The organism is Streptomyces sp. Z26 (genome assembly GCF_003665095.1).
Lineage (GTDB): Bacteria > Actinomycetota > Actinomycetes > Streptomycetales > Streptomycetaceae > Streptomyces > Streptomyces phytohabitans.
Map to the genome: position 1 here is coordinate 2,230,257 of NZ_RCHV01000002.1, position 23,539 is coordinate 2,253,795.

The following is a 23,539-nucleotide window of genomic DNA, read 5'->3' on the forward strand; positions in this document are numbered from 1 at the left end:
TGCCGTCCGAACGCCGTCCCGATGGCGCCCGGCGGGCGCTTCCCCGCCGCGTGTGCGGAGCGGGCCCGGACCGTACCGGCCGGGTGGCGCCCGGGTGGACTCCGTCTACCCCGGCTTCCCCGGGAAGACGCGTCGTACGGGGCACCGGTTGCGTGCGCGGCGGGTCCGATCGCGTACGGCGGTCCCGCGCGGAGCCCGTACGGCGGTCCCGCGCGGAGCCCGTACGCCGTCCGCGCGCCGCCCCCGCCGTGCCCCTCCGTGACGGTGGTCGGGGCGACGGGCCGGGGCGTGGCCGGGAACGGCGGAGGTCCGTAGCGGAACGGTCGACACCGATCGTGATTGGTCGGGCACAGTCCCGAACAGGCACTCTTGCGCTCCGGCCCGCGCATTCAAGATCATTGGGGCGCGACGACGGGGTGGGATGTCCGTACCGGGTGCGAAGATGCATCCAGCACGGAGCGTTGGTGGGACCGGGAGGGGCCGATGCAGATCCGTCTGACTGTCCTCGTGTCGCGTGGCGGCCAAGCCGCGGCGCGACCCTGCGACGTGCTCGTGACCGCGCCGCCGGGCACCGTGCTCGCCGCCGTGACCGACTCCCTGGCGGCGACCGTCGCCGGAGCGACGGGCGGCGCCGCCGACGGCCCGTCACCCGGCGGCCAGGGCGCGCCGCCCGGACCCGGCGCGCACGACGCGGTGACCGTCCACCACGGCACGGAGCGGCTCGACCCGCAGCGCCGGGTGATCGGTGAACCGCCGCTGATAGACGGCGCGGTGCTCGCGCTGTACGGCCCCGCGGCGCCGCCGCCCGCGTCGGCGTACGGCCCGGCGAAGGCCCGGTTGCACGTCACCGCCGGGCCGGACGCGGGCGGCGTCCACCTGCTGCACGGCGGCGCGGTGCAGCTCGGCCGCTCCGCCGACGCGGACGTGGCGCTGGACGACCCCGACGTGTCCCGGCTGCACTGCACGGTCACCGTCACCGACGGCGGCGCCGTCACCGTGACGGACCTCGCCTCCACCAACGGCACCAGCGTCGACGGCACCGCCGTCGACGGCCGCCCCGCGATGCTGCGCACCGGCGCGGTGTTACGGCTCGGGGAGTCGGCGGTCCGGCTGGAGGCGTCGCCGCCCGCCGCCGCGCCGCCCGCTTCCCTGCCGACCGTCCCGGACGGCGAGGGGCAGTTGCGGCTGGCGCCGGACGGCGCGCGGGACGAGGCGTACGGGACGGACGGCGGCGCGCACGGGCACCGCGACGGACAGGACGACGACGGCCGCGCCCGCCGGGCGGGCGCACCGCCCGCCCGGCACGAGGCGGCGGCCCCGGGCGGGCCGGGCACCGCCTCCGCCCACGCGTACGCGCCGGTGGCCCCCTTCCCCGGCGAGGGCACCCGCGGCGCCGGGTGGGCCGGACCGCCGGACGCCGACGGCCGGGCGTACGGGCCGGGCTCCCGCACGGGCCCGGACGGCGGCGCGGACGACCAGCGCGCGCGGCGCGGGCGCGGGCTGGGCGCCTGGGCGCGGCGGCTGGCCGGACCCGGCGACGCGGACGACGAGGGCGGCGCGGGCGGGCCGTACGGCGCCCGGACCAGCGGCCCCACCCCGGCCGAGACCGCCGCGTGGGACGCGCGTTGGCCGGACCCGGCGACCGTGCTGCTCACCGCGCTCGGCCCCGGCCCCCGGCTGTGGGAGCGCGGCCCGGACGACCCGGAGGCGCTGACCGTACGGCTGGGACGGGCGCACCGCAGCGACGGTTCCGGCGGCCCGGTGACGCTGTGCCTGCCGGAGGAGGGCTCCGTCGGGCTGGCGGGCCCGCGCCCCCGGCTGGCCGCGCTGGCCCGCTCGGTGCTGGCGCAGCTCGCCGCGCTGCACGCGCCGGGCACGCTGGAGATCGTGCTGGTCTCGGCCGACCGCGGGCGGAGCGTGGCGAGCCGCACGGACGAGTGGGGCTGGCTCGGCTGGCTGCCGCACGTACGCCCCGGGCAGGGTCAGGACTGTCGGCTGCTGCTGGCGTACGACACCGAGCAGGCCGCCGCCCGTACCGCGGAGCTGGCCCGGCGGCTGGACGAGAGCGCGGCGGCACGGGCCGGGCGCGGCCCGGCGGGCGACGCGCCCCGGCGGCCGTACACGGTGCTCGTCGTCGACGGCGACCCCGGCACCGCCGAGCTGCGCCGGTCCGTGACGCGGCTGGTGCGCGAGGGCCCGGCCGCGGGGGTGCACGTGCTGTGCCTCGCCGACACCGCGCCCGCCTCCCCCACCTCGCCGCTGGCGGCGACGGTGGAGTCGGCCCGCGCGGTCGCGCCGCCGTTCGCCGCCTGCGCCACGCTGGCGCTGCTGAGCGGCGCGGTCGCGACGGCGGTACGGGTGGTGCGGCGGGCCCCGGCGGAGTCCGCGCCACCGGGTGGGACAGGCGCGGCGGGCGGCCCGGAGGGGCCCTCGCGGCGGGAGGCTCCGGACGAGGCGTACGCGCCCGCCGGACCCGGCATGGCGTACGGCGGCGGGTGCGGCGACGGCCTGGTGAACGGCACGATAGCGGCGATGGACGGCGTCTCCGGCGCCTGGGCGGAGCGGTTCGCGCGGGCGCTGGCGCCCCTGCGCGAGGCCGAGCCGGCGGGCGGCGGCGGGGACGCCCGCGCGCGGGCGCTCGGCAGCGCGCTGCCGCAGAGCTGCCGCCTGCTCGACGAATTGGGACTGGCCCGCGCGACCCCGGCGGCGGTGCTCGCCCGCTGGGGCGCGACCGGCGCCACGGGCGGCAACACGAGCGGCGCCGCGACCGGCCGCGCCCCGCTGGTCCTCGGCGCCGGACCGCGCGGCACCGTGGGCACGGACCTGGCGGCGGACCGCGGGCACGCCACGGTCACCGGCCCGCCCGGTTCCGGGCGCACCGAGCTGCTCCGCGCCGTCGCCGCCTCCCTCTCCGCCGGGGAACGCCCCGACCGGCTGGGCCTCGTCCTCGTCGACGGCGGGGGCGGCGCGCGCGACGGCGGGCTCCGGGTCTGCGCCGACCTGCCGCACGTCACCTCGTACCTCACGACGGGCGACCCGGTGCGCATGCGGGAGTTCGCGCAGGCGCTGAGCGGCGAGCTGAAGCGCCGCGCGGAGCTGGTCGGGGAGCACGGCACGTACGAGGACCTCGTACGGGACGCCGCGCCCCCCGGCTCCGGTCGGGACGCGGCACGGGGGCGGAGACCCGCGACCGGGCACGGCGCGACGGGCGACGGGCCCGCGGAGCACGGCACTTCGGGCCAGACGGCTTCGGGCCGGGCGGCCCCGGGCCAGGGCGATTCCGGCCAGGGCCCGGCCGGGCACGCGCGCACGGACGCGCGGAGCACGGACGCGCGGATCGTGGCGCCGCGGCGGCCGGTGGAGGGCGACCTCGGCCCGTCGCGCGTACGGCCCGCGGCGCCCGCCGACGGCGCGGGGCCGGGCCCGGCGGCGGGGCCGCCGCCCCGGCTGGTGGTCCTCGTGGACGACGTCGACGCGCTCGTCGACCCCGGCCTGGGCGACCCCGGCCGCCCGGCGGCGGGTTCCGTGGTGCGCGCGCTGGAGTCGGTGGCGCGGGACGGCGTACGGCTCGGGGTGCACCTCGTCACGGCGTCCGGGCGGCCGGACCGCACCGGCCGGAGCGTCCTCGGCCGGGACGCCGCCGTACGGGTCGAGCTGGCCGGGCGGGACGGCGAGGAGGCGACGCCGGGCCGGGGCCTGGTGCGGCTGCCCGACGGCAGCGCGATCCCGTTCCAGGCGGGGCGGGTGACGGGCCGCATCCCCCGTACGGCCACGGTCCGCCCCACGGTGGTGCCGCTGGACTGGGCGCGCCTGGGCGACCCGCCGACGCGGCGGCCCGTACGGGAGCTGGGGAACGGACCGACGGACCTGGCGTTGCTCGCGAGCGCGATGGAGCGGGCGGCGAAGTCCCTGGGTACGGCGGCGGGTTCGCCCGGCGCGGCGGGTACGGCGAGCCCCGCGGGCGGGTCCGGGCCCGAGGGCCCCGGCACGGGCACGGCCGGGCGCGGTGAGCCGGGGCGGGACGCGGCGCGCGGCACGGGCGGCGGGTCCGGTGGCGCGGCCGAACCGGGCCTGGCGCGCAGCCGCTCCCGCTCGACGCGGTGACGCCGGGCCCGGCGACCCCGACGCGGTGACCCCGACCCCGTGACGGCGCGCGGCCCCCGTCCCCGGGGGCCGCCGCCCGCCGCGCTACAGCGTCTCGCTGAGCGAGTCCGCCAGCCGCCGCCGCGACACCCGTGCCGCCGGTACGAGCGACGCCGCCGCCGCGCCCACCACGGCCGCCACCCCCAGCCCTGTGAGCGTCCACGGCGCGGGCAGCTGCGCGATGCCCGCGCCCATGCCGCTCACCCGCCCCTGCGTGTCGATCAGCCAGCCGCTGAGCAGCACCCCCGTACCCGTCCCGGCCACCGTCGCCGCCAGCGTCAGGAACGCGGTGGACGCGACGACCACCGCGCTCACCTGACGCGGCGTCAGCCCGACGGCGCGCAGGGCGAGCAGGTCGCGGCCCCGGTCCCGTACGCACGCGCCGACCGCCGTCAGCAGCTCCGTGAGGACGATCAGCGCGAGGACCCCGATCATCCCGGCGATGGCCCACCGGGCGGGCGTGAGGCCGTCGGCGGGGTTGGGCACCTCGGTGATCTCCAGGCCGCCGTCGACCCCGTCGCCCAGTTCGGCGCCGACCGCGCGGGGGTCGGCGCCGGGCCGCAGCTCCAGCAGGGAGAAGTCCTGGCGCAGCCCCGGGTCGCGTTCGCGGAGGGTGTCGAGGGTGGTGGAGACGACGCGCCCGCCCTCGGTCGGCTCCAGGTTGCGGCCGACGAGGTGCAGGATCTGCGGGCGGCCCTCGACCGTCATCCGCACCCAGTCCCCGACGTCGGCCTGGAGCAGGTCGAGCAGCCCCTCCCCCGCGACCGCCTCGTCGGGTCCGGTCGGGCGGCGGCCCTCGGCCAGCGCGAACGGGTACGGGTCGGCGGCCGTGCCGACGCCGCGCAGCGTGATGGTGCCCGTCTGGCCGGGGACGAGCGCGTCGACCTCGGTGCTGGGGTGGACGGCCCGGACGTCGGGGTGCGCGGCGAGGCGGCGCCGGTCGGCGCGTTCGCCGTCGCGCGCGTCCCGTTCGCCGTGGTGGGCGTCCCGCGCGTCGTACGTGCCGCGCGCGGAGAGCGCGGCGGGCAGGCCGACCTCCTCGGGGTGGCTCTCGAAGCGGTCGATGGTGGCCCACACGCTGAGCGCCACGGTGATCAGCATCAGCGGTACGGCCAGCCGCAGCACCGACGTCGCCGCGCGGGCCCGGCGCGGGAAGGCGCTGCGCCAGCCGAGCAGCAGCGTCGACGACCCGGCGAGGGCCAGCGCCCGGCGGGTGGCGCGGGACATCGGCCGTACCGCCGGGGGCGCGACCCGTACGGCGGGGACCGGCGGCACCCGCCCCGCCCGCCAGGCGGCGAGCCCCGCGGTGACCGCGATGAGCAGGACGGCCCCGGCGGGCAGGCCGAGCAACAGCGCGAGGTGGCCGGGGAGTTGCTGCCACACGGCGACGGCCTCACCGATCTGCCCGGGGACGTGCGGGCCGACGGCGAGGAGGGTGCCGGTGCCGAGGGCGACGGCCAGTACGGCCATCGCGACGTGCTGGATGAGCAGCGAGCCGACGAGCTGGGCGGGCGTGAAGCCGATCGCCTTGAGCATGGAGATGTCGCGCAGCTGACCCCGTACGCGGGTGCTGATCGCGCCGGACGCCACCAGCGCCCCGGCCAGCAGCGCGCCGAGGCCGAAGACCCCGAACACGAGGCCCAGCAGCCGGTACCCGCCCTCCGCGTCGGCCCGCGCCTCCTGCCACTTGGTGACGTTGGTGACCTGGTCCGAGCCGAGTTCGGTGACCGCGCGCTGGACGACGAAGTCGGTGTCGCCGGGGTCACCGAGCCGCAGCCCGACGGTCTGGCCCCGGCTCTTGCGCTCGGTGGTGTCGAGCGTGCGGGGCAGGACCCAGCCGACGCCGGGTTCCTCGCCGGGGCGGTAGTGCGGTTCGGCGGTCTCGGCCACGCCGACGACCTCCAGCGTCCGGGACGAGCCGCCACGGCCGGGGAACGTGAGCGTGTCACCGGGCTCGGCCCACATGGCCTCCGCGAGGGACTCCTCCAGCACGATGCCGTCGTACGCGGAGCCCTGGCCGCGCGCGCCCTCACCCCGTACGCCCTCGTCCCGTACGTCCCCGGCGCCGCCGCGCCCGCCCGTGCCGCCGCCGTCCGGGGCGGAGGCGTCCGCCGGGGTGTCCTCCAGCCAGTCCCCGGACAGCAGTTGGGGACCGGCGACGTCCGGCGGGGCGCCCGCGTCCGCCGCCCGCATCTCGACCATCGCGCGCACGCCGCGGAACTCCACCGTCGTACGGGCGGTGCGGAACGGCCCCGACACCCCCGTCACCTCGTCCAGCCGCGACAGCCCCGCGGTGTCCGTACCGGCGCTGGTGCTCAGCCAGACGTGCGCGCCGCGGGTCTGGGTGAAGATCCGCTCCCAGGGGTTGGTGGCGTAGCTGAACAGCGCGGCGGCGAGCAGCAGCGAGGCGATGACCCCGGCGGTGGCCAGCACGCTGAACAGCGCCTGCCCCCGGTTCGCGCGCAGGTCGGCGTGGGTCCAGCGCAGGGTGGCGCGTACGGTCATGGGTCGAGTTCCAGCACGCCCGACACCCCGCCGTACGGGCTGGCCGACCTGCCGCCGAGGTCCGCGTCGTCCGCGATCCGGCCGTCGAAGAAGCTGATCACCCGGTCCGCGGCGCTGGCCATCCGCGCGTCGTGGGTGACCATCAGGATGGTCTGGCCGGTGCGGTGGAAGGCCGACAGCAGCCGCAGCACCTCGCGGGTGCCGGTGCTGTCGAGGCTGCCCGCGGGTTCGTCCGCGAGCAGCAGGCTGGGCTTGTTGACGAGGGCACGGGCGAGGGCGACGCGCTGCTGCTCGCCGCCGGACAGCTCGTACGGCATGGCCCGTTCCTTGCCCGCCATGCGCAGCCGCTCCAGCAGCTCCGTACGGGAGTCGCGCGCGGCGCGCGGGGAGGCGCCCGCGAGCAGGGCGGGCAGCTCGATGTTGTCCGCGACGGTCAGGTTCGACACGAGGTTGAAGAACTGGAAGACGACGCCGATGCCGCCGCGCCGCAGCACCGCCCAACGGGCCTCGCTGAGCCCGTCCACGCGGCGGCCGTCGATCCAGATGCGCCCGCTGTCGGGCCGCTGGAGGCCGCCGAGCAGGTGCAGGAGCGTGGACTTCCCGGCGCCGGAGGGGCCGGTCACGGCGACGAACTCGCCGCGTTCCACGCGGAGTCCGACGCCGCGCACCGCCCGTACGGGGGTGCCCTCGCCGTGGTGGGTCTTCGTCAGCCCCTCGGCGCGGACGATCGCGTCGCCGCCGCCACCGGCCGTACCGCCCGGGTCCGTCCCGCCGGGGGCGGCCGGGGGTTCGTCAGCGGTCATGCGCCCTCATTCCGCGGCTCGCGCCCGCTCGTTCCGGCTCATTCCAGCTCCTCCTGGCAGCGTTCCAGCCAGTCGAGGTCGGCCTGCAGGTGCAGTATCGCGCCCTCGATCAGCAGCTGGGAGATCCGGTGGTCCTCCTCGCCCCCGTCGTCGGCCGTGCTGAGGCGCGACAACTGCCGCATGGTGTTGAGGTACTGCCGCCGCTGCCGGTTGATCAGCGCGATCCGGTCGGCCATCCCGGTGTGCGAGGCGAGTGCGAGTTTCATGAAGAACTCGTCCCGTACGCGGGGCTCCTCCGTCGTCTCCTCGAACCACGCGAGTACGGCCTCCCGCCCGGCGTCGGTCAGCACGTAGATGCGCTTGTTGGGCCGGCTGGCCTGCTCGACGTCCTCGCCCGCGATCAGGCCCGCCTTCTCCAGGCGTCCCAGGGTGACGTAGATCTGGCCGACGTTGGGCTGAGGGTACGCCGTGCCCAGGAGCTTCTCAAGGTGCTGCTTCAGCTCGTAGCCGTGGGCGGGGCCGCGCGCGAGGAGGGCAAGGAGCGGCAGACGCAAGCGCGCTCTCCTCCTCCTGTTTCCGGTGGCCGTGGGGGTGTCCCTCGGCTCGCCGTCGAGCCGGGCGCGAGGCGGCGTGCGGACGCGTCAGCCCGCCCCCCGGCGCCGCTCATCGCGTCTAGTATCGCCCATGCCTAACGGGTATATATGAGCCCCAGACACCGGGGCAAGGAACCCTTTGCCGATGCACGAGGAGGCAAAGAATGCGCTGGACGCGGGCTGCCGGACGCGGCCTGCTGGCCGCCGTCGTGGTCCTGTCCGGATACGCCGGATTCACGCCGCAGCCCGTCGGGGCCGCCGACCGGGGCCCGTTGACGCTGGTCACGGCGGACGACCTGACGCAGTACCTGAAGCCGGTGCTGGACGACTGGAACGCGGACCACCCCGACCAGCAGGTCGAGTTGGTCGAACTGCCCGAGTCCGCCGACGAGTCCCGCTCGCAGCTGATCACCGAGCTGCGGTCGGGCAGCAGCCGCTACGACGTGCTGAACATCGACGTCTCCTGGACGTCCGAGTTCGCCGCGGCAGGCTGGATCTCGCCCCTCGAACGGGACCGTTTCGCGCTGGACGCGTTCCTGCGGCCGGTGGTGGACACCGGCACGTTCGACCACCGGCTGTACGCCGTCCCGTACGTCACCAACGCCGGGCTCCTCTACTACCGCAAGGACGTGCTCGACCGCGAGCACGAACGCCCCCCGCGCACCTGGGACGAACTGGCCCGGCTCGCCCGTACGGTCGCCCCCCGGCACGGACTCGACGGCTACGCCGGGCAGTTCCTGCCGTACGAGGGGCTGACCGCGAACGTCACCGAGGCCGTGCTGTCGTCCGGCGGCTCGCTCCTCGCGGACGAGGGCGCGCGGGTCACCGTGGACGGGCACGCGCGCCAGGCGCTGGAGTTCCTCGCGCGGGGCGTACGGGAGGGCTGGATTCCGCGGGCGGCGCTGGACTACAAGGAGGAGGAGTCCCGGAAGGCGTTCCAGGACGGGAAGCTGCTGTTCCTGCGGAACTGGCCGTACGTGCACGCGCTCGCGGGCGGCGCCGGGTCGCGGGTGGCGGACCGGTTCGGGACCGTGCCGCTGCCGGGGCCGCACGGGCCGGGCACAAGCGTGCTCGGCGGCTCGAACCTGGCGGTCAACTCCCGGTCCCGGCACCGGGAGTCGGCCGCGAAGCTGATCGCGTACCTGACCAGCGAGAAGGTGCAGCGACGCGTGCTCACGGAGGGCGGGTTGCCGCCCGTACGCGCAGACCTCTATACCGATCCGGCCCTCGTGCGGGACCATCCCTATCTGCCGACCCTTCGGCAGAGCGTCCTGAGCGCGGCGCCGCGGACCAAAAGTCCGCGCTACGACCAGGTGACACTCGCCGTACAGGCGGTCACCGACGACGTGCTGGCGCTCCGGCAGACACCGGGGCAGGCCGTCGACCGGCTGCGGCGTGAGCTGGAGGAGATCGCCCGCCGGGGCTGATCCGGGCACGGGGCAGGGGCGTACGGCGGCGGGTGGACGGGCCCGTGGGGTGCGACGGCGAGCGGCCTACTTATCAGTTAGGTAACTGCGGGGCAGTCAACGTCGGTCATTTAGGGGCATTACCTGAGGTGGCCTGTACCGCCGTTGACACGTGCTGGTCATCTCTACCTAACATGCATGCACTCGACGGCGAGTGATGGCCGTCACCCCTGCGCTCCTCCGACGAACAGGTCAGCGAACGATGTTGACAACCCCGGCCGGTGACGGCCTCCACCGCCCTGCCCCCGACGGCTGGTGGCGGGACGCGGTGATCTACCAGGTGTACGTCCGCAGCTTCCTGGACAGCACCGGCGACGGGATCGGCGACCTGGCGGGCGTCAGAGCCGGCCTGCCGTACCTCCGCAAGCTCGGCGTCGACGGCATCTGGCTCAGCCCGTTCTACCCCTCCCCGCAGCACGACCACGGCTACGACGTCGCCGACTACCGCGACGTCGACCCGGTCTACGGGGACCTGGCCGAGTTCGACCGGCTGGTGGCCGACGCGCGACGGCTCGGCCTGAAGGTCCTGCTCGACATCGTGCCCAACCACTGCTCCAGCGACCACGCCTGGTTCCAGACGGCGCTCGCGAGCGAACCCGGCAGCGACGCCCGCGCCCGGTTCCACTTCCAGCCCGGCCGGGGCCCGGACGGCGACGAGCCGCCGAACAACTGGCACGCCATGTTCGGCGGTCCGGCCTGGAGCCGGGTCACCGAGGCGGACGGCACGCCCGGCGAGTGGTACCTGCACCTCTTCACCCCCGAGCAGCCCGACCTCAACTGGCGGGACCCGCGCGTCGCCGCCGACTTCGACGACACCCTCCGCTTCTGGCTGGACCGCGGCATCGACGGCTTCCGCGTCGACGTCGCCGCGGGCCTGTTCAAGAACCCGGAGCTGCCCGACTCGCCGGACCCGCGCGCCGACGAACGCTCCCGCGACTCGGTCAACCAGCTCGCCTGGAACCAGCCCGAGGTGCACGACGTGTGGCGCCGCTGGCGCGCTCTGTGCGAGGAGTACACCGCCAAGGACGGCTGCGACCGGCTGCTCGTCGGCGAGGTCTCGGTGCCCACCCCGCAGGAGCACGCCCGCTACATCCGCCCCGACGAACTGCACCAGGCGTTCTTCTTCGACCTGCTGAGCGCGCCCTGGCGGGCCGACGCCTTCCGCAAGTCGATCGGTGACGCGATGTACGACATCGTCGGTACGGGCTCCACCACCACCTGGGTGCTCAACAACCACGACCAGGTGCGGTCCGTGACCCGCTACGCGGGCGAACCGGGCCTGGAGAGCAGCGGGTTGGGCTCCGAGCGCGCCCGCGCGGCGGCCCTGCTGATGCTCGCGCTGCCCGGTGCCGCGTACGTCTACCAGGGCGAGGAACTCGGCCTGCCCGAGGTCGTGGACCTGCCCGACGAGCTGCTCACCGACCCCATCTTCCGCCGCACCGGCAGCCGTAGCCGGGTCCGCGACGGGTGCCGGGTGCCGCTGCCCTGGTCCGGCCCGGTGTCGCCGTTCGGCTTCACCTCCGGGGTCGAGGGCGCGCAGCCGTGGCTGCCGCAGCCCGAGTGGTTCGCGGAGCACTCCACGGACCGCGCCGTGGCGGACCCCGGCTCGTTCTGGCACCTCTACCGCGAGGCGCTGCAACTGCGCCGCAGCATGCCGCAGCTCGGCAGCGGCGACATGCGGTGGCTGGACTCGCCGCCGGACGTGCTCGCGTTCGTCCGCGGTGACGGGCTGGTCTGCGCCGTCAACTTCGGTACGTCCCCCGTGGAAGCGCCCGTTCCGGGCACACTGCTGCTGGCCAGCGGGCCGTGCGAGGGGCCGGTCCTGCCGGGCTCCACCGCGGCGTGGTGGATCACCGACCACGTCACCGCCTGAGGCCGGGCACCCGCGGCGGGCTCCCCACCCGCCGCGGGCCGACCGCACCACCGCTCCACCCGGCGCCGCCGCTCGACCCGCTCACCTCGGCGCCGTTCCCCCGCGGCACCCGCCGCACCCGCCGCACCCCGTCCCCGTTCCGGAGCCTCCCCGGCTCCACCGAAGCATTCGACCGACCTGGAAGGAATGTCCGTGAAACGACGCGAAGCACCACCCGGCAGGACGGCGGCGCCACCGACGGCCGTACGTCCCGCCGCGTACCGGAGGACGCGCACCGGCGTGCGTACCGCCACCGCCGTCGCCGCCGCGCTCGCCCTGTCGCTGACCTCGGCGTGCAGCGGGGACGGCGGGGACGACGACGGCGGTGCGAGCGAGAAGCGCACGGTGAGACTGCCGAACCTCAAGGGCGAGAAGATCCAGGTGGCCGCCGTCTGGACCGGGCCCGAGGAGGAGAACTTCCGCAAGGTCCTCGACGAGTTCGAGAAGCGCACCGGCGCGACCGTCGAGTTCGTGCCGACCGGCGACAACGTCGCCACGTTCCTCGGCTCGAAGATCGGCGGCGGCGCCCCGCCGGACGTCGCGATGCTGCCGCAGGTCGGCGTGCTGCGGCAGTTCGCGGAGAAGAAGTGGCTGAAGCCGCTCGACGACGCCACGACGCAGCAGCTGAACAAGAACTTCTCCAAGGGCTGGCAGGACCTCGGCTCCCACGAGGGCGAGCAGTACGGCGTCTACTTCAAGGCCGCCAACAAGTCGCTGATGTGGTACAACACGGCGGCGTACGCGGCCGCGGGCGTCGGTGAGCCGAAGAACTGGGACACGTACCTCGAAGACCTCATGACGATCTCCGACTCCGGCGTCAAGCCGGTGTCGGTCGGCGGCGCGGACGGCTGGACGCTCACCGACTGGTTCGAGAACGTCTACCTCTCGCAGGCGGGTCCCGAGAAGTACGACCAGTTGGCCGCGCACGAGATCAAGTGGACCGACCCGTCCGTGAAGAAGGCGCTCACGACGCTCGGCCAGCTGTTCGGCGACGACCTGCTGCTGTCCGGCGGGAACGAGGGCGCGCTCCAGACGCCGTTCCCCGAGTCGGTCACCAAGACGTTCACCGACTTCGACGCGCCCGAGGCGGCCGTCGTCTTCGAGGCCGACTTCGTCGGCGTCAACGTGCAGAACGACACCAAGGCGGAGATCGGCGAGGACGTGAAGGTCTTCCCGTTCCCCCGCGTCGGCGCCAAGGAGCCGGTCGTGACCGGCGGCGACGTGGCCGTGGGGCTGAAGGACAGCAAGGCCGCGAAGGCCATGCTGACCTTCCTCGCCTCGACGGACGCGGCGGGCGTGATGGCGGAGCAGGGCGGCTTCATCTCGCCCAACAAGGCGCTGGACAGGGCGGCCTACCCGAACGACGTGCAGCGCGAGATCGCCAAGGCGCTCACCGACGCGGGTGACGACTTCCGCTTCGACATGTCCGACCAGGCCCCCGCCGCGTTCGGCGGCACCAAGGGCGCGGGCGAGTGGAAGGCGCTCCAGGACTTCCTGAAGAACCCCGACGACGTGGCGGGCGCCCAGAAGGCCCTGGAAGCTTCCGCCGCCAAGGCATTCGAGAACTGAGGCGGAGGCGGACCAACATGTCGTCGCACATCACCGCGGACGGCCCGGGAACCCCCGTCGCAGACGGACCCGGCGGACGCGGCACACCCAAGAACCCCGCACCGGACGGCCGGGGCGGCGCCAAGCCGTCGTCGGGCCGTACGGGGCCGTGGATCGCGGCGGGCTTCCTGCTGCCCTCGCTGCTGCTGCTCGGGGCGCTGGTCGTCTACCCGATCGTCTACTCCGCGTACCGCAGCTTCTTCGACGCGTCGGGCTCCGGCTTCGTCGGGTTCGACAACTACGCCGACGTGTTCTCCGGCGACGGTCTGACCGCCGTCAAGAACACGCTGGTGTGGGTCATCGTGGCGCCGTCCGTCGCCACCGCGTTCGGCCTGCTCTTCGCGGTGCTGACCGAACGGGTGCGCTGGGGCACGGCGTTCAAGATGGTCGTCTTCATGCCGATGGCGATCTCCATGCTGGCGGCGGGCATCATCTTCGGCCTCGTCTACCAGCAGGACCCCGACCGCGGCGTCGCCAACGCCGTGTGGACCGGCGTCCACGACACGTTCACCGACGACTCGGTGTTCCCCGGCGCCCGGCCGCGTCCCGACGCGGGCCTGGAGAAGCAGGGCGGCGCGTTCACCACCGAGGCGCCGGTGGAGGCCGGTTCGCCCGCGGGGCTGCCGCTCGTCGGCATCCCCCCGGCCGACGTCGGTGACGCCGGTACGGCGAAGGAGGCCGACAAGGGCTCCGGCGGCGAGGTCACCGGCGTGGTCTGGAACGACTTCACCAAGGGCGGTGGCGGCCGGGAGGGCGTCATCGACCCGGGCGAGAAGGCCCTGCCCGGGGTGAAGGTCGAGGCCGTCAAGGACGGGAAGGTCGTCGCGTCCGCCAAGACGTCGGGCGACGGCACGTACTCCCTGCCGAAGGAGGCGGCGGGCGCCCAACTGCGGCTCCCCGCCTCGAACTTCGCCGAGCCGTACAACGGCGTGGACTGGCTCGGCCCGTCCCTGGTGACCCCGGCGATCATCGCCTCGTACATCTGGATGTGGGCCGGTTTCGCCATGGTCCTGATCGCGGCGGGCCTGGCCGGTATCCCGCGTGAGCTGCTGGAGGCCGCCCGGATGGACGGCGCCAACGAGTGGCAGGTCTTCCGCAAGGTGACGGTGCCGCTGCTGGCCCCGATCCTCGGCGTGGTCGTCGTCACGCTCATGATCAACGTCCTGAAGATCTTCGACCTCGTCTACATCATCGCGCCCAGCGCCACCCAGTCCGACGCGAACGTGCTCGCGCTGGAGCTGTACCTGTCGTCCTTCGGCGGCGGCGGCAACCAGGGCTACGGCAGCGCCATCTCGGTCGTCCTGCTGCTCCTGGTGGTGCCGATGATGATCGTCAACATCCGCCGTCTGCGGAAGGAGAACAGCCGATGAGCACCGTGCCCCCCGCGTCGTCGAAGGCCGCGGCAGCGGACCCTTCCGCGGCGCCGACGGCCACCGCACCGGGGTCGGGACGGCCCCGCCCGTCGCTGGCCTCCCGCCTCACCTCGCTGACCGGCGGCGCCGCGACGCAGTTCGTCCTCGTGCTGATCGCGCTGTTCTGGCTGCTGCCGACGGCCGGTCTGCTCGGCTCCTCGTTCCGCGAGTCGTCGGACATCGCGACCTCCGGCTGGTGGCAGGTCTTCACCGACCCGGGCCAGATGACGCTGGGCAACTACGACACGTTGCTCGGCAACGAGGCCATCACCGACTCGCTGCTGGTCACGGCGATGATCACGATTCCTACGACCGTGCTGGTCGTCATCCTGGCGGCGCTGGCCGGATACGCCTTCGCCTGCCTGGACTTCCCCGGCAAGGACTGGTGGTTCCTGCTGGTCGTCGGGCTGCTCGTGGTGCCCGTACAGGTGGCGCTGCTGCCGGTGTCGAAGCTGTTCAACACCCTCGGGCTGTTCGAGACGACACCGGGCGTGGTCCTCTTCCACACCGCCTTCGGACTGCCGTTCGCGGTGTTCCTGCTGCGGAACTTCTTCGCGGAGATCCCGCGCGAGCTGCTGGAGGCGGCGCGGCTGGACGGCGCGGGCGAGATCCGGCTGTTCACCCGGGTCGTGCTGCCGCTGGGCGGCCCGGCGATCGCCTCGCTCTGCATCTTCCAGTTCCTGTGGGTGTGGAACGACATGCTGGTCGCGCTGATCTTCGCGGACGCCGGTTCGCCGCCGATCACCGTGGCGCTCCAGCAGCAGGTGCGGCAGTTCGGGAACAACATCGACGTGCTGGCGCCCGGCGCCTTCGTGTCGATGATCGTGCCGCTCGCGGTGTTCTTCGCCTTCCAGAAGCAGTTCGTGTCCGGCGTGATGGCGGGCGCGGTGAAGTAGCCGCCGCGGGGCGCGCGGTGACCCCGGCGGGCGAGGCACAGTAACCTGCCCCGCTGTGGCGAGTTGGGCCGGACATGGACGACACCCCCGCCGCTGTCCTCGCCACCACCGCCACCGCGCGCCCCGCACCGTCCGGACCCCGTCCGGACCGCACGACGGCCGCGGGCACCCCACTGACCAGGGGTGCCCGCGGCACCGGCCGTATCCGCCTCCCGGCGGGTGCGGCCGTTCGCGTGCGCGCGGTCTGCCCCGGCTGGGTGCTGCTCGGCACCGCGCTCGTCGCCGCTCGGGCGCCGCTCCCCCTCGGGCCGTACGCGCCGGGCGGCGGCCACGGGCCGTACGGCACCGGCACCCTCGCCCCGTACGCCCCGCTGGTCGCCCTCCTCTGCGTCGCCGGGGTGCTGGCCGCCGTCGCCGCCACCGCCCGTGCCCTGCCGCACCTGCCCGCACGGCCCGTCGTCCTGCTCGCCGCGTGCGCGCTCGCCTGGCACCCGCCCGTCGCCGCCTGGCTGACCACCGGTGTACGCGGCCCGCTGTACGCGCTCGCCGTGGCACTGCTGACCGCCGCCCTCGTCCGGGGCGTCGCGTACGGGCGGCTGCTGGGCCCCCGTACGGCCGTCGCCGCGGGCCTGCTCGCGGCGTGCGCGGCGGGCGTACGGCACGACGCGGCCGGGTTCACCGCCGCGTACCCGCTGGTGGTGCTGCTGCGGCTGCCGCGCGGGCACCCGGCCGCGCTGCTGCGCGCCGGGGCGGCGTACGCGGTGGCCGTCGGGCTGCCGTGGTGCGCGGCGCCGCTGTGGCGGCGCGCGGCGGACGGCGCGTGGGGCGCGGAGGGCGTGCCGCGGGCGGGTTCCGCCGTCGTGCCGCTGCTCGCGTGCGCCGTGCTGGGGCTGGCGCTCACCCGGGGCGGCCGGGGTCGGCGGCTGGCCGGGGCGCTGCTGTGGCAGGCCGAACGGCCGTACGTGCGCGGCGTGTTGACGGTGGCCGTCGGCTGCGCCGTGGCGCTGTCGGCGGCGGCACGGCCGGACGCGGCACCCGGGCCGGCGCTCGCGCCCGCGCCGTGCGTGGGCACGGAACGCCCGGCGGAGGTGTTCACCGCGTACGCGCACCGGCTCGGCCTGGCGCGGAGCACCGTGGTGCTGGCGGCGCCGGAGGGGACGCCGTCGGCGGGGCGCGTACGGGTCATGGCGCTGGTGGACGAGGCGGGTGACGGGGCGGGCGGCGGCCCGCGCGACGACGGGCACGGGCACGCGCCCACCCGTACCGTCGCGCACACCGGCGGCCGCACCGACCCGCGCGTCGCCGCCGCGTACGCCGCGCACGACATGCGGGCGCTGCGCCGCCACGTACTGGAGCGCGTACGGCCGGAGTTCGTCCGCGTCGACGCCGGGCTCGCCCGCACCACCGGCCTCACCCCGGACCGGCTCGCCGCGCACGGCTACCACCGGCTGCTGCGCGAGCACGGCGGCGGCGACTACGTGCACCGGGGCGCGCTCACCACCGCGGAACGCCTGCCCGAACTGCGCCGCTGGGCGCGCGCCACGGCGCAGCGGCTATCGTCGGCCGATCGACGGGAGTCCACCTGCGGATGAGAACCTGTCGGGGCCCCGGTCGTCCGGACGTCGCCCCACCGAAGTCCGGCCGCGCCCCGTCGGCGACCGGTCGGCAGCCAGCAGCAGGAAGAGTCTATGAACGGTCGTGCTCCCGAATGAGTCCTCGTCTCACCGTCGTCGTCCCCCTGCGGAACGCGGGGCCCCACCTCCCGGAGTGCCTGCGCTCCCTCGCCGCCCAGACCATGGGCGACCTGGAGGTCCTCCTGGTGGACGACCCGCGGCCCAGAGACGGCACCGCGACGGAGGCGCCCGACGGGACGGCCGAGAAGGCCACCGAGGGGACGGCCGCCGGGGAGACCGCCGAGGAGACCGCCGGGGACGAACAGCTCGCCGCCGTACGGGAGTTCGCCGCCGCTGACGCGCGCTTCCGGGTGGTCGCGCTCACCGCCGACGACACCGGCGACGCCCGTACGGCCGGGGCCCGGCACGCCGACCCCGGCAGCACGTACCTCGCGTTCGCCGACGGCGCGGACGTCGTACCGCCCCGCGCGTACGAGCTGCTGCTCGGCACCCTGGACGAGACCGGCTCCGACCTCGCCACCGGCGCCGTCGAACGGCTCGGCACGGACGACGAGGGGCGCCCGAGCCTCACCCCGTACGGCCCGGTGAAGAAGGCCACCGGCAAGACCCGCAAGCGCACCCACCTCACCGAGCACCGGCCGCTGAACCACGACCGGACGGTGCGGAACAAGGTCTTCCGCCGTACGTTCTGGGACTGGCTCGCCGTCGACTGGCCCGCCGGGGTGACCGGCGAGGGCGCGCTCGCGCCGGACACCGCCGTGGCGCTGCCCGCGCACCACCTCGCCACCTCCGTCGACGTGCTGGAGGACACCGTCTGCCACTGGCGCGAGCCGGACGAGGCGCACACCCCGCGCCCCCGCACCGACCCGGCGGCCCTGCGGGACGCCGTGACCGTCGCGGACGCCGTCAGCCGACGCCTCGGCGAGTGGGCGTCCGACGCGCACAGCGACGTACGGCGGACGGCCCGCGCCGACTACGACACGACGGCGCTGACCAGCGACCTGATGGCGTACCTGAAGGAACTGCCGCGCGCCGACGCGGAGTTCCGCGCCCTCCTCACCGAACTCGGCGGCGGCTTCGTGTCCCGCGCCGGTACGGAGGTCTTCGCGGGCCTGCCGGTCGGCGCGCGCATGAAGTGGGAGCTGGCCCGTACGGGACGTATGGACGACCTGCTCGACGCGCTCGCCTTCGAACGGGACAACCCGCGCGTGTTCCGCGTCAGCGGCGCGCGGGCGCGCGGCGCGGCGTACCTGCGGCCCGACGGCTCCCCCATCGCCGTACCGCGCGGCCTCGCCCGCCCCGCCAAGGGCGACCTGCCGCTGGTCGCCCGGCTCCAGGAGTGCCACTGGCTGCCGGACGGCACCCTGCGGCTGCGCGGCTACGCGTACGTGCGCTCCCTCACCGCCGAACACCCCCGCCAGTCCCGCAAGCTGGGCTGGCTGCGCCGACGCGGCAGCCGGATGCGCACACCGGTGCGCGTACGCACCATCCCGGCGCCCGAGGCGACGGCCAACTCCCGGCAGCGGCTGCACTCGTACGACTCCTCCGGCTTCGAGATCACCGTCGACCCGGCCCGGCTGCTCAAGTCGCTGGGCGACACCCGTACCGGCCTCTGGACACTCGGCCTCGGCGTCCTCACCGGCGGGCTGCTGCGGCACGCCGGGGTCGGCCCCGGCGGCGACGGCTCCGGCAAGCAGCCGCTGGCCCGCGAGACCGGCGACGGGCGGCGGATCGTGCCGGTCTTCCGGCACGGGCAGCTGCGCCTCAGCGTCGAGGAGATCGGCGCGCGCCTCGACGGGCACCGCCCGGTCGACGGCGCGGTGGAGCTGACCGGCACCCTCGGCAAGGGCCGCAAGCCGACCGCCGTGGTCCTGCGGACCGGGCACGGGGAGGCGGAGACCACCCGCGAGTACGAGGTACGCACCGACGGCGGGCGCTTCACCGTACGGGTCCCGCTCGCGGACCTGGCCGCGGCGGGCACCGCGCAGGGCGAGGCGCACGCCGGGGACACCGACGACGCCGACCTGACGGACGGCGCGGGCGGAGCGGACGGCGCGACCGGCGGCGGCGAGGGCGACGGCGGCGACCGGACCGCGGAGGACGGCGAGACGGGGACGGACGGCGAGACGGCGGCGGACGGCGCGGGCCCGGAGGGCGCGCGCACCGACCCGGCCGACACGGCGGACACCGCCGGAGCCGCCACCGCCGGGGACGACACGGCGGGCGGCGACGCGCAGGCGGGCGGCGACGGCACCCGTACGGCCCGCGACGGCGCCACCGCGACGCCCGCGGCCGCGCCGGTCGCGTCGCACACCTGGCGCGCCGGGCTGCTGTTCGCGGACGACTCCCAGTGCCGGATCGTCGCCCCCGACGACACCGCGCTCGGCCGCTACCCGCTGGCCGACGACGGCACCTCCCGCGAACTGTGCCTGGCCCCCGACGCGTCCGGCCACCTCGTCCTCACCGACCGCGCCGTGCAGCCCGTCGCGGACGCGGTCTCCTGGGACGCGGACGGCACGTTCACCCTCACCGGCACCTTCCCGGTGCCCGCCGCGTCGGCGAGCGGGACCGCCGACGCCCACGAGCTGGTCTGGCAGCACAGCGGGCACCACGAGGAGGTGGCCGTCCCCGTCGTGCGCGACGGGGACCGCTTCACCGCCCGGCTGCACCCCGAGGACGCCGCGCCGGGCGGGATGCCGCTGCGCCAGGGCCGCTGGTACCCGTTCTTCCGCGCGCGCGGCGCCGACACCCGCGAGGCGGACGTACCGCTGCGGCTGCGCCCGGAACTCCTCAGCGCGCTGCCCGAGACGTACACGGGCGGCGGCGCCCGCGACTTCACCCTCGAACGGCGCTTCCACGACCGGCCGTTCCTGCTCTCCGGCTCCGTACTGGGCGTACGCGAGCGGGGCGCGTACCGGCAGCACCAGCTCCAGACCGTCCGCTACCCGGCCGCGCGGCGCCGCCCGCTGCGCGACGCCGTGCTCTACAACAGCTTCGACGGCCGCCAGTTCTCCGACTCCCCCCGCGCGGTCCTCGACGAACTGCTGCGGCGCGGCACCGACGTCGAGCACCTGTGGGCCGTACGCGACGGGCAGGCCCTCGTACCGTCCGGCGCGCGCGCCGTCGTGCAGGGCAGCGCGGAGTGGCACGAGGCGCTCGGGCGCTGCCGCTGGCTGGTGGGGAACACGCACTTCCCGCGCTGGTTCGAGCGGCGGGAGGGGCAGGTCGCCGTACAGACGTGGCACGGCACGCCGCTCAAGCGGATCGGGCTGGACCTGGCGGAGACCACGTTCGCCAACCACGAGTACCTCGCCAGTCTCGCCGAGCGGTCCGCGCAGTGGAGCATGCTGCTCTCCCCGAACCGCTTCAGCACACCCATCCTGGCCCGCGCCTTCGGCTACGAGGGCGAGGTCCTGGAGTCGGGCTACCCCCGCAACGACCTGCTCTACGCCGACGACCGCGACGACCGCGCCCGCGCGGTGCGCGAACGGCTGGGCGTCCCGCGGGACAAGCGCGTCGTGCTGTACGCGCCGACCTGGCGGGACGACAACCGCTTCGACCGGAGCAACTGCAAGTTCGACCTGCGCCTCGACCTGGACGCGGCCCGCGCCGCCCTCGGCGAGGACCACGTGCTGCTGGTCCGCAAGCACTACCTGGTGGCGGACGCCGTACCGGGCACCGGCGACGGCTTCGTACGCGACGTGTCCGCGTGGCCGGACATGGCGGAGCTGCTGCTCGTCGCGGACGTCCTCATCACCGACTACTCGTCGATGATGTTCGACTTCGCGCACACCGGTCGGCCGATCCTGTTCTTCACGTACGACCTGGAGCGCTACCGCGACGTGCTGCGCGGCTTCTACTTCGACTTCGAGGAGCGCGCGCCCGGCCCGCTGCTGGCGCACTCGCACGAGGTGGTCGCGGCGCTGGCCGACATCGACGCGGTGGCGGCGGAGTACGACGAGCGGTACGCGCGGTTCCGCGAGGCGTTCTGCGACCTGGACGACGGGCGGGCCTCGGCCCGCGTCGTGGACCGGATGCTCGTGGACCGCGACCCGGGCGGCACGCCCGGGGCCGGGCGCGCGGCGCGTACGGCGGACCCCGCGCGTACGGAGCCCGCGGCGCGGCCGTCGGCGGAGGAGCCGGCGCCCGCCGAGGAGAAGGCGCAGGCACCGGACCCCGCCTGAGCACGCCCCCTGGACGGCCGCGGGGGCCGACCGGCCTTCAGGACCGGTCGGCCCCCGCCGTGCTGTCCGGGGAGACCCCGCTCAGGTCACCGACGGCACCCGCACCTCGGCCGCACCGGACCGCGCGTCCGCGACGCGCGGGGTCCGCGCGGGCTTCCGCTCCGACATCGGCACGACCGCCGGGAGCGCGCTCTCGTCCTCACCGAGGAGCACCCGTCGTACGACCCGCTCGGCGGCGTGCCCGTCCTCCCACGGGCAGAACCGCTCGCGGAACGCCGCCCGCAGCTCCGCCGTACGCGCGCTGTCCCACGCACCGGACGTGAACGCCTCGATCAGCTCGTCCTCGGTGCGCGCCACCACGCCGGGCGTCTCCCCCGGGCGGCCGGAGACCAGCTCGAAGTAGACGCCGCGGGACGCGCTGTACGCCTCCCAGTCCGGGACGTAGCTGATGATCGGGCGGTCGAGCACCGCGTAGTCGAACATCGCCGACGAGTAGTCCGTGATCATCGCGTCGGAGGCGAGGTTCAGCTCCTCGATGCTGGGGTGGCGCGAGACGTCGAGCAGCACACCCCGCTCCTGCAACTCGCTGAGCGCGCTGTTGGCGCCGTAGAAGTAGTGGGTGCGGACCAGCAGGACGTAGCGGTCGCCCAGCGCGCGGCTGACGCGCTCCAGGTCCAGCTCCGGCACGAAGCCCTTGCGGTAGTCCCGCATCGTCGGCGCGTACAGCACCGCCGTCTTGTCCGGCGCGATGCCCAGCCTGCGGCGGATCTCCAGGACGTCCTCGTCGGTGGCGGTGGCGTAGACGTCGTTGCGCGGGTAGCCCGCCTCGACGTGCTGGTACGGGCACGGGTAGACGCGGTCCCACACCTCCGTGGAGTGCGGGTTGGACGACACGCTCCAGTCCCAGCGGGACGCGCGGCGCAGCAGGGCGCCGAAGCTCATGTTCGCCGCCGGGTACTTCTGCTGGTCCAGGCCCATCGACTTGAGCGGCGTGCCGTGGTGCGTCTGGAGGTGGATCTGGCCGGGACGCTTCACCACGAAGTCCGGGAAGTTGACGTTGTTCACCAGGAACCGGGCGCGGGCCATCGTCCGCCAGTAGCGCGGCGACCGCGGCAGCACGTAGTCCGTACCCTCCGGCAGGTCCGGCACCACACCGGGCCGTACGACCCACACGGCGCGCAGGCCCGGCGCCAGCTCCGCGGCCTTCCGCTGGATCGCCGCGGGGTTGCAGGAGACGCCGCGGTCCCAGTAGGCGCTGTAGACGACGAGCTTCTCGTCGACCGGCAGCCGCCGCTGGAACGCGTAGTACGCCTTGTAGACGGCGCGGCCCAGCAGGTGCTTCGCCTTCCGCGACTGCTTGATCAGCTTCCGGCGGGCCGTCTTCGCCCGCTCCAGCAGCGCCATGCCCGTGTACGAGCGCGCCGCGATCAGCCGGAACGGCAGGGCCGCGCGGCCACCGGGCGGGGTGAAGCCGTCCGGGCAGTAGCGGCGGTAGTGCTCGGTGGCGCGGCGGAAGTACTTCCGCCGGTCGTGCGGGTGGACCCGGTCGGGCCGCTGGATGCAGAAGCCGTAGTGGCTGATCATGCGCTCGAAGAGGAGCGGGCGCAGCGAGTCCAGGTGCGGGCGCTCGTCGAGGAACGCGAACAGCGACTCGTACTGCGGGAAGATGTCGAAGTGCTTCCGGCCCGGCGATCTGGTGATCGCGCCCTGCGGCCGCTGCCGGTAGGTGACACAGGCGCGGGGGAGGCAGCCGATGGTCTCGGCGGAGATCATCACCTCGTACGCGAGCGGCGCGTCCTCGTACAGGCCGGGCTGGAACGACAGGCCGTGCCCCTGGTAGAACTCCCGGCGGTACGCCTTGTTCCAGGCCACCGCGAACAGGCGGAGCAGCCGCGGGTTCTCGAACACGCTCTCCGCCTTCGTGCCCGTCGAGGCCAGCAGGTCGCCGAAGATGCTCTCGCGGACGCCGTTCCACCAGTACGAGCGGACGTGGTCGAAGACCAGCACGTCCGGCTCGCCGCACGCCTCCAACCGGCGGGTGATCGCTTCGAGGGCGCCGTCGAGGTAGCTGTCGTCGCTGTCGAGGAAGAGCAGGTAGTCGCCGGTGGCGCGCTCCACGCCCGCGTTGCGGGCGCGGCCGAGGCCGACGTTCTCCGGCAGGTGCAGCACGGTGACGCGGTCGTCGCGCGCGGCGTACTCGTCGAGGATGCGGCCGCTGCCGTCCGGCGAGCAGTCGTCGACCGCGATCACCTCCAGGTCCCGGAACGACTGGCCGAGCACCGAGTCCATGCACTCGCGGAGATATCCCTGCACCTTGAAGACGGGGACGATAACGCTGAGACGGGGCATTTTCACCATTCCTTGGCGGACGAGATCGCCAAGT

Annotated in this window: 12 protein-coding genes; 8 read left to right on the plus strand and 4 right to left on the minus strand. The window is 75.1% G+C overall.

Annotated elements, in window-relative coordinates:
- The first annotated feature begins 483 nt into the window (after window positions 1-483).
- Window positions 484-4,104 (plus strand): FHA domain-containing protein, encoded by a 3,621-nt coding sequence (locus tag D7M15_RS09965; RefSeq protein WP_121517181.1) that lies wholly within the window; start codon window positions 484-486, stop codon window positions 4,102-4,104.
- An 84-nt stretch (window positions 4,105-4,188) separates the two neighbouring features.
- On the opposite strand, the gene D7M15_RS09970 is transcribed toward D7M15_RS09965, so the two are convergent.
- The 3 genes from D7M15_RS09970 to D7M15_RS09980 are packed head-to-tail and all read right to left on the minus strand — an operon-like array spanning window position 4,189 to window position 8,005.
- A complete protein-coding gene (locus D7M15_RS09970; protein WP_121517182.1) occupies window positions 4,189-6,648 on the minus strand; it encodes an ABC transporter permease in 2,460 nt (819 codons plus the stop codon).
- Window positions 6,645-7,451, minus strand: a complete 807-nt coding sequence (locus tag D7M15_RS09975; protein ID WP_121517183.1) for an ABC transporter ATP-binding protein — start codon at window positions 7,449-7,451, stop codon at window positions 6,645-6,647. Before D7M15_RS09975 ends, D7M15_RS09970 begins: the two co-directional genes overlap by 4 nt.
- Window positions 7,452-7,489: 38 nt before the next feature.
- On the minus strand, window positions 7,490-8,005 hold the full coding sequence (locus D7M15_RS09980) for a PadR family transcriptional regulator (protein WP_121517184.1): 516 nt from the start codon (window positions 8,003-8,005) through the stop codon (window positions 7,490-7,492).
- A 203-nt stretch (window positions 8,006-8,208) separates the two neighbouring features.
- Between D7M15_RS09980 and D7M15_RS09985 the strand changes: the two genes are divergently transcribed.
- The 7 genes from D7M15_RS09985 (at window position 8,209) to D7M15_RS10015 (ending at window position 21,156) form a co-directional block, all read left to right on the plus strand.
- A complete protein-coding gene (locus D7M15_RS09985) occupies window positions 8,209-9,471 on the plus strand; it encodes an ABC transporter substrate-binding protein (protein WP_121517185.1) in 1,263 nt (420 codons plus the stop codon).
- 241 nt (window positions 9,472-9,712) lie between these two features.
- Window positions 9,713-11,383, plus strand: a complete 1,671-nt coding sequence (locus D7M15_RS09990; RefSeq protein ID WP_121517186.1) for a glycoside hydrolase family 13 protein — start codon at window positions 9,713-9,715, stop codon at window positions 11,381-11,383.
- Between the two features lie 279 nt (window positions 11,384-11,662).
- Window positions 11,663-12,991 carry an ABC transporter substrate-binding protein gene (locus tag D7M15_RS09995; RefSeq protein WP_240649216.1) on the plus strand — a complete coding sequence of 443 codons (1,329 nt, stop codon included), beginning with the start codon at window positions 11,663-11,665 and terminating at the stop codon, window positions 12,989-12,991.
- Window positions 12,992-13,008: 17 nt separating this feature from the next.
- Window positions 13,009-14,400: an ABC transporter permease subunit gene (locus D7M15_RS10000; RefSeq protein WP_121517188.1), complete on the plus strand. Its 1,392-nt coding sequence runs from the start codon at window positions 13,009-13,011 to the stop codon at window positions 14,398-14,400.
- A complete protein-coding gene (locus D7M15_RS10005) occupies window positions 14,397-15,338 on the plus strand; it encodes a carbohydrate ABC transporter permease (RefSeq protein WP_121517189.1) in 942 nt (313 codons plus the stop codon). Before D7M15_RS10000 ends, D7M15_RS10005 begins: the two co-directional genes overlap by 4 nt.
- Before the next feature lie 74 nt (window positions 15,339-15,412).
- Window positions 15,413-16,930 carry a hypothetical protein gene (locus D7M15_RS10010; RefSeq protein ID WP_121517190.1) on the plus strand — a complete coding sequence of 506 codons (1,518 nt, stop codon included), beginning with the start codon at window positions 15,413-15,415 and terminating at the stop codon, window positions 16,928-16,930.
- Window positions 16,931-17,046: 116 nt separating this feature from the next.
- Window positions 17,047-21,156, plus strand: coding sequence for a bifunctional glycosyltransferase family 2 protein/CDP-glycerol:glycerophosphate glycerophosphotransferase (locus D7M15_RS10015; protein ID WP_165906229.1), 4,110 nt, complete (start codon window positions 17,047-17,049; stop codon window positions 21,154-21,156).
- Window positions 21,157-21,237: 81 nt separating this feature from the next.
- Here the strand turns inward: D7M15_RS10015 and D7M15_RS10020 are convergent, their stop codons facing one another.
- Entirely contained in the window at window positions 21,238-23,505 is a 2,268-nt protein-coding gene (locus D7M15_RS10020) for a bifunctional glycosyltransferase family 2 protein/CDP-glycerol:glycerophosphate glycerophosphotransferase (protein ID WP_121517192.1), read from the minus strand.
- Between the last annotated feature and the right edge of the window lie 34 nt (window positions 23,506-23,539).

Excerpts from the sequence above, each read along its gene's own strand:
- D7M15_RS09965 (WP_121517181.1), top strand. The coding sequence starts at position 484 with ATGCAGATCCGTCTGACTGTCCTCGTGTCGCGTGGCGGCCAAGCCGCG.
- D7M15_RS09970 (WP_121517182.1), bottom strand. The coding sequence starts at position 6,648 with ATGACCGTACGCGCCACCCTGCGCTGGACCCACGCCGACCTGCGCGCG.
- D7M15_RS09975 (WP_121517183.1), bottom strand. The coding sequence starts at position 7,451 with ATGACCGCTGACGAACCCCCGGCCGCCCCCGGCGGGACGGACCCGGGC.
- D7M15_RS09985 (WP_121517185.1), top strand. The coding sequence starts at position 8,209 with ATGCGCTGGACGCGGGCTGCCGGACGCGGCCTGCTGGCCGCCGTCGTG.
- D7M15_RS09990 (WP_121517186.1), top strand. The coding sequence starts at position 9,713 with ATGTTGACAACCCCGGCCGGTGACGGCCTCCACCGCCCTGCCCCCGAC.
- D7M15_RS10000 (WP_121517188.1), top strand. The coding sequence starts at position 13,009 with ATGTCGTCGCACATCACCGCGGACGGCCCGGGAACCCCCGTCGCAGAC.
- D7M15_RS10005 (WP_121517189.1), top strand. The coding sequence starts at position 14,397 with ATGAGCACCGTGCCCCCCGCGTCGTCGAAGGCCGCGGCAGCGGACCCT.
- D7M15_RS10010 (WP_121517190.1), top strand. The coding sequence starts at position 15,413 with ATGGACGACACCCCCGCCGCTGTCCTCGCCACCACCGCCACCGCGCGC.
- D7M15_RS10015 (WP_165906229.1), top strand. The coding sequence starts at position 17,047 with ATGAGTCCTCGTCTCACCGTCGTCGTCCCCCTGCGGAACGCGGGGCCC.
- D7M15_RS10020 (WP_121517192.1), bottom strand. The coding sequence starts at position 23,505 with ATGCCCCGTCTCAGCGTTATCGTCCCCGTCTTCAAGGTGCAGGGATAT.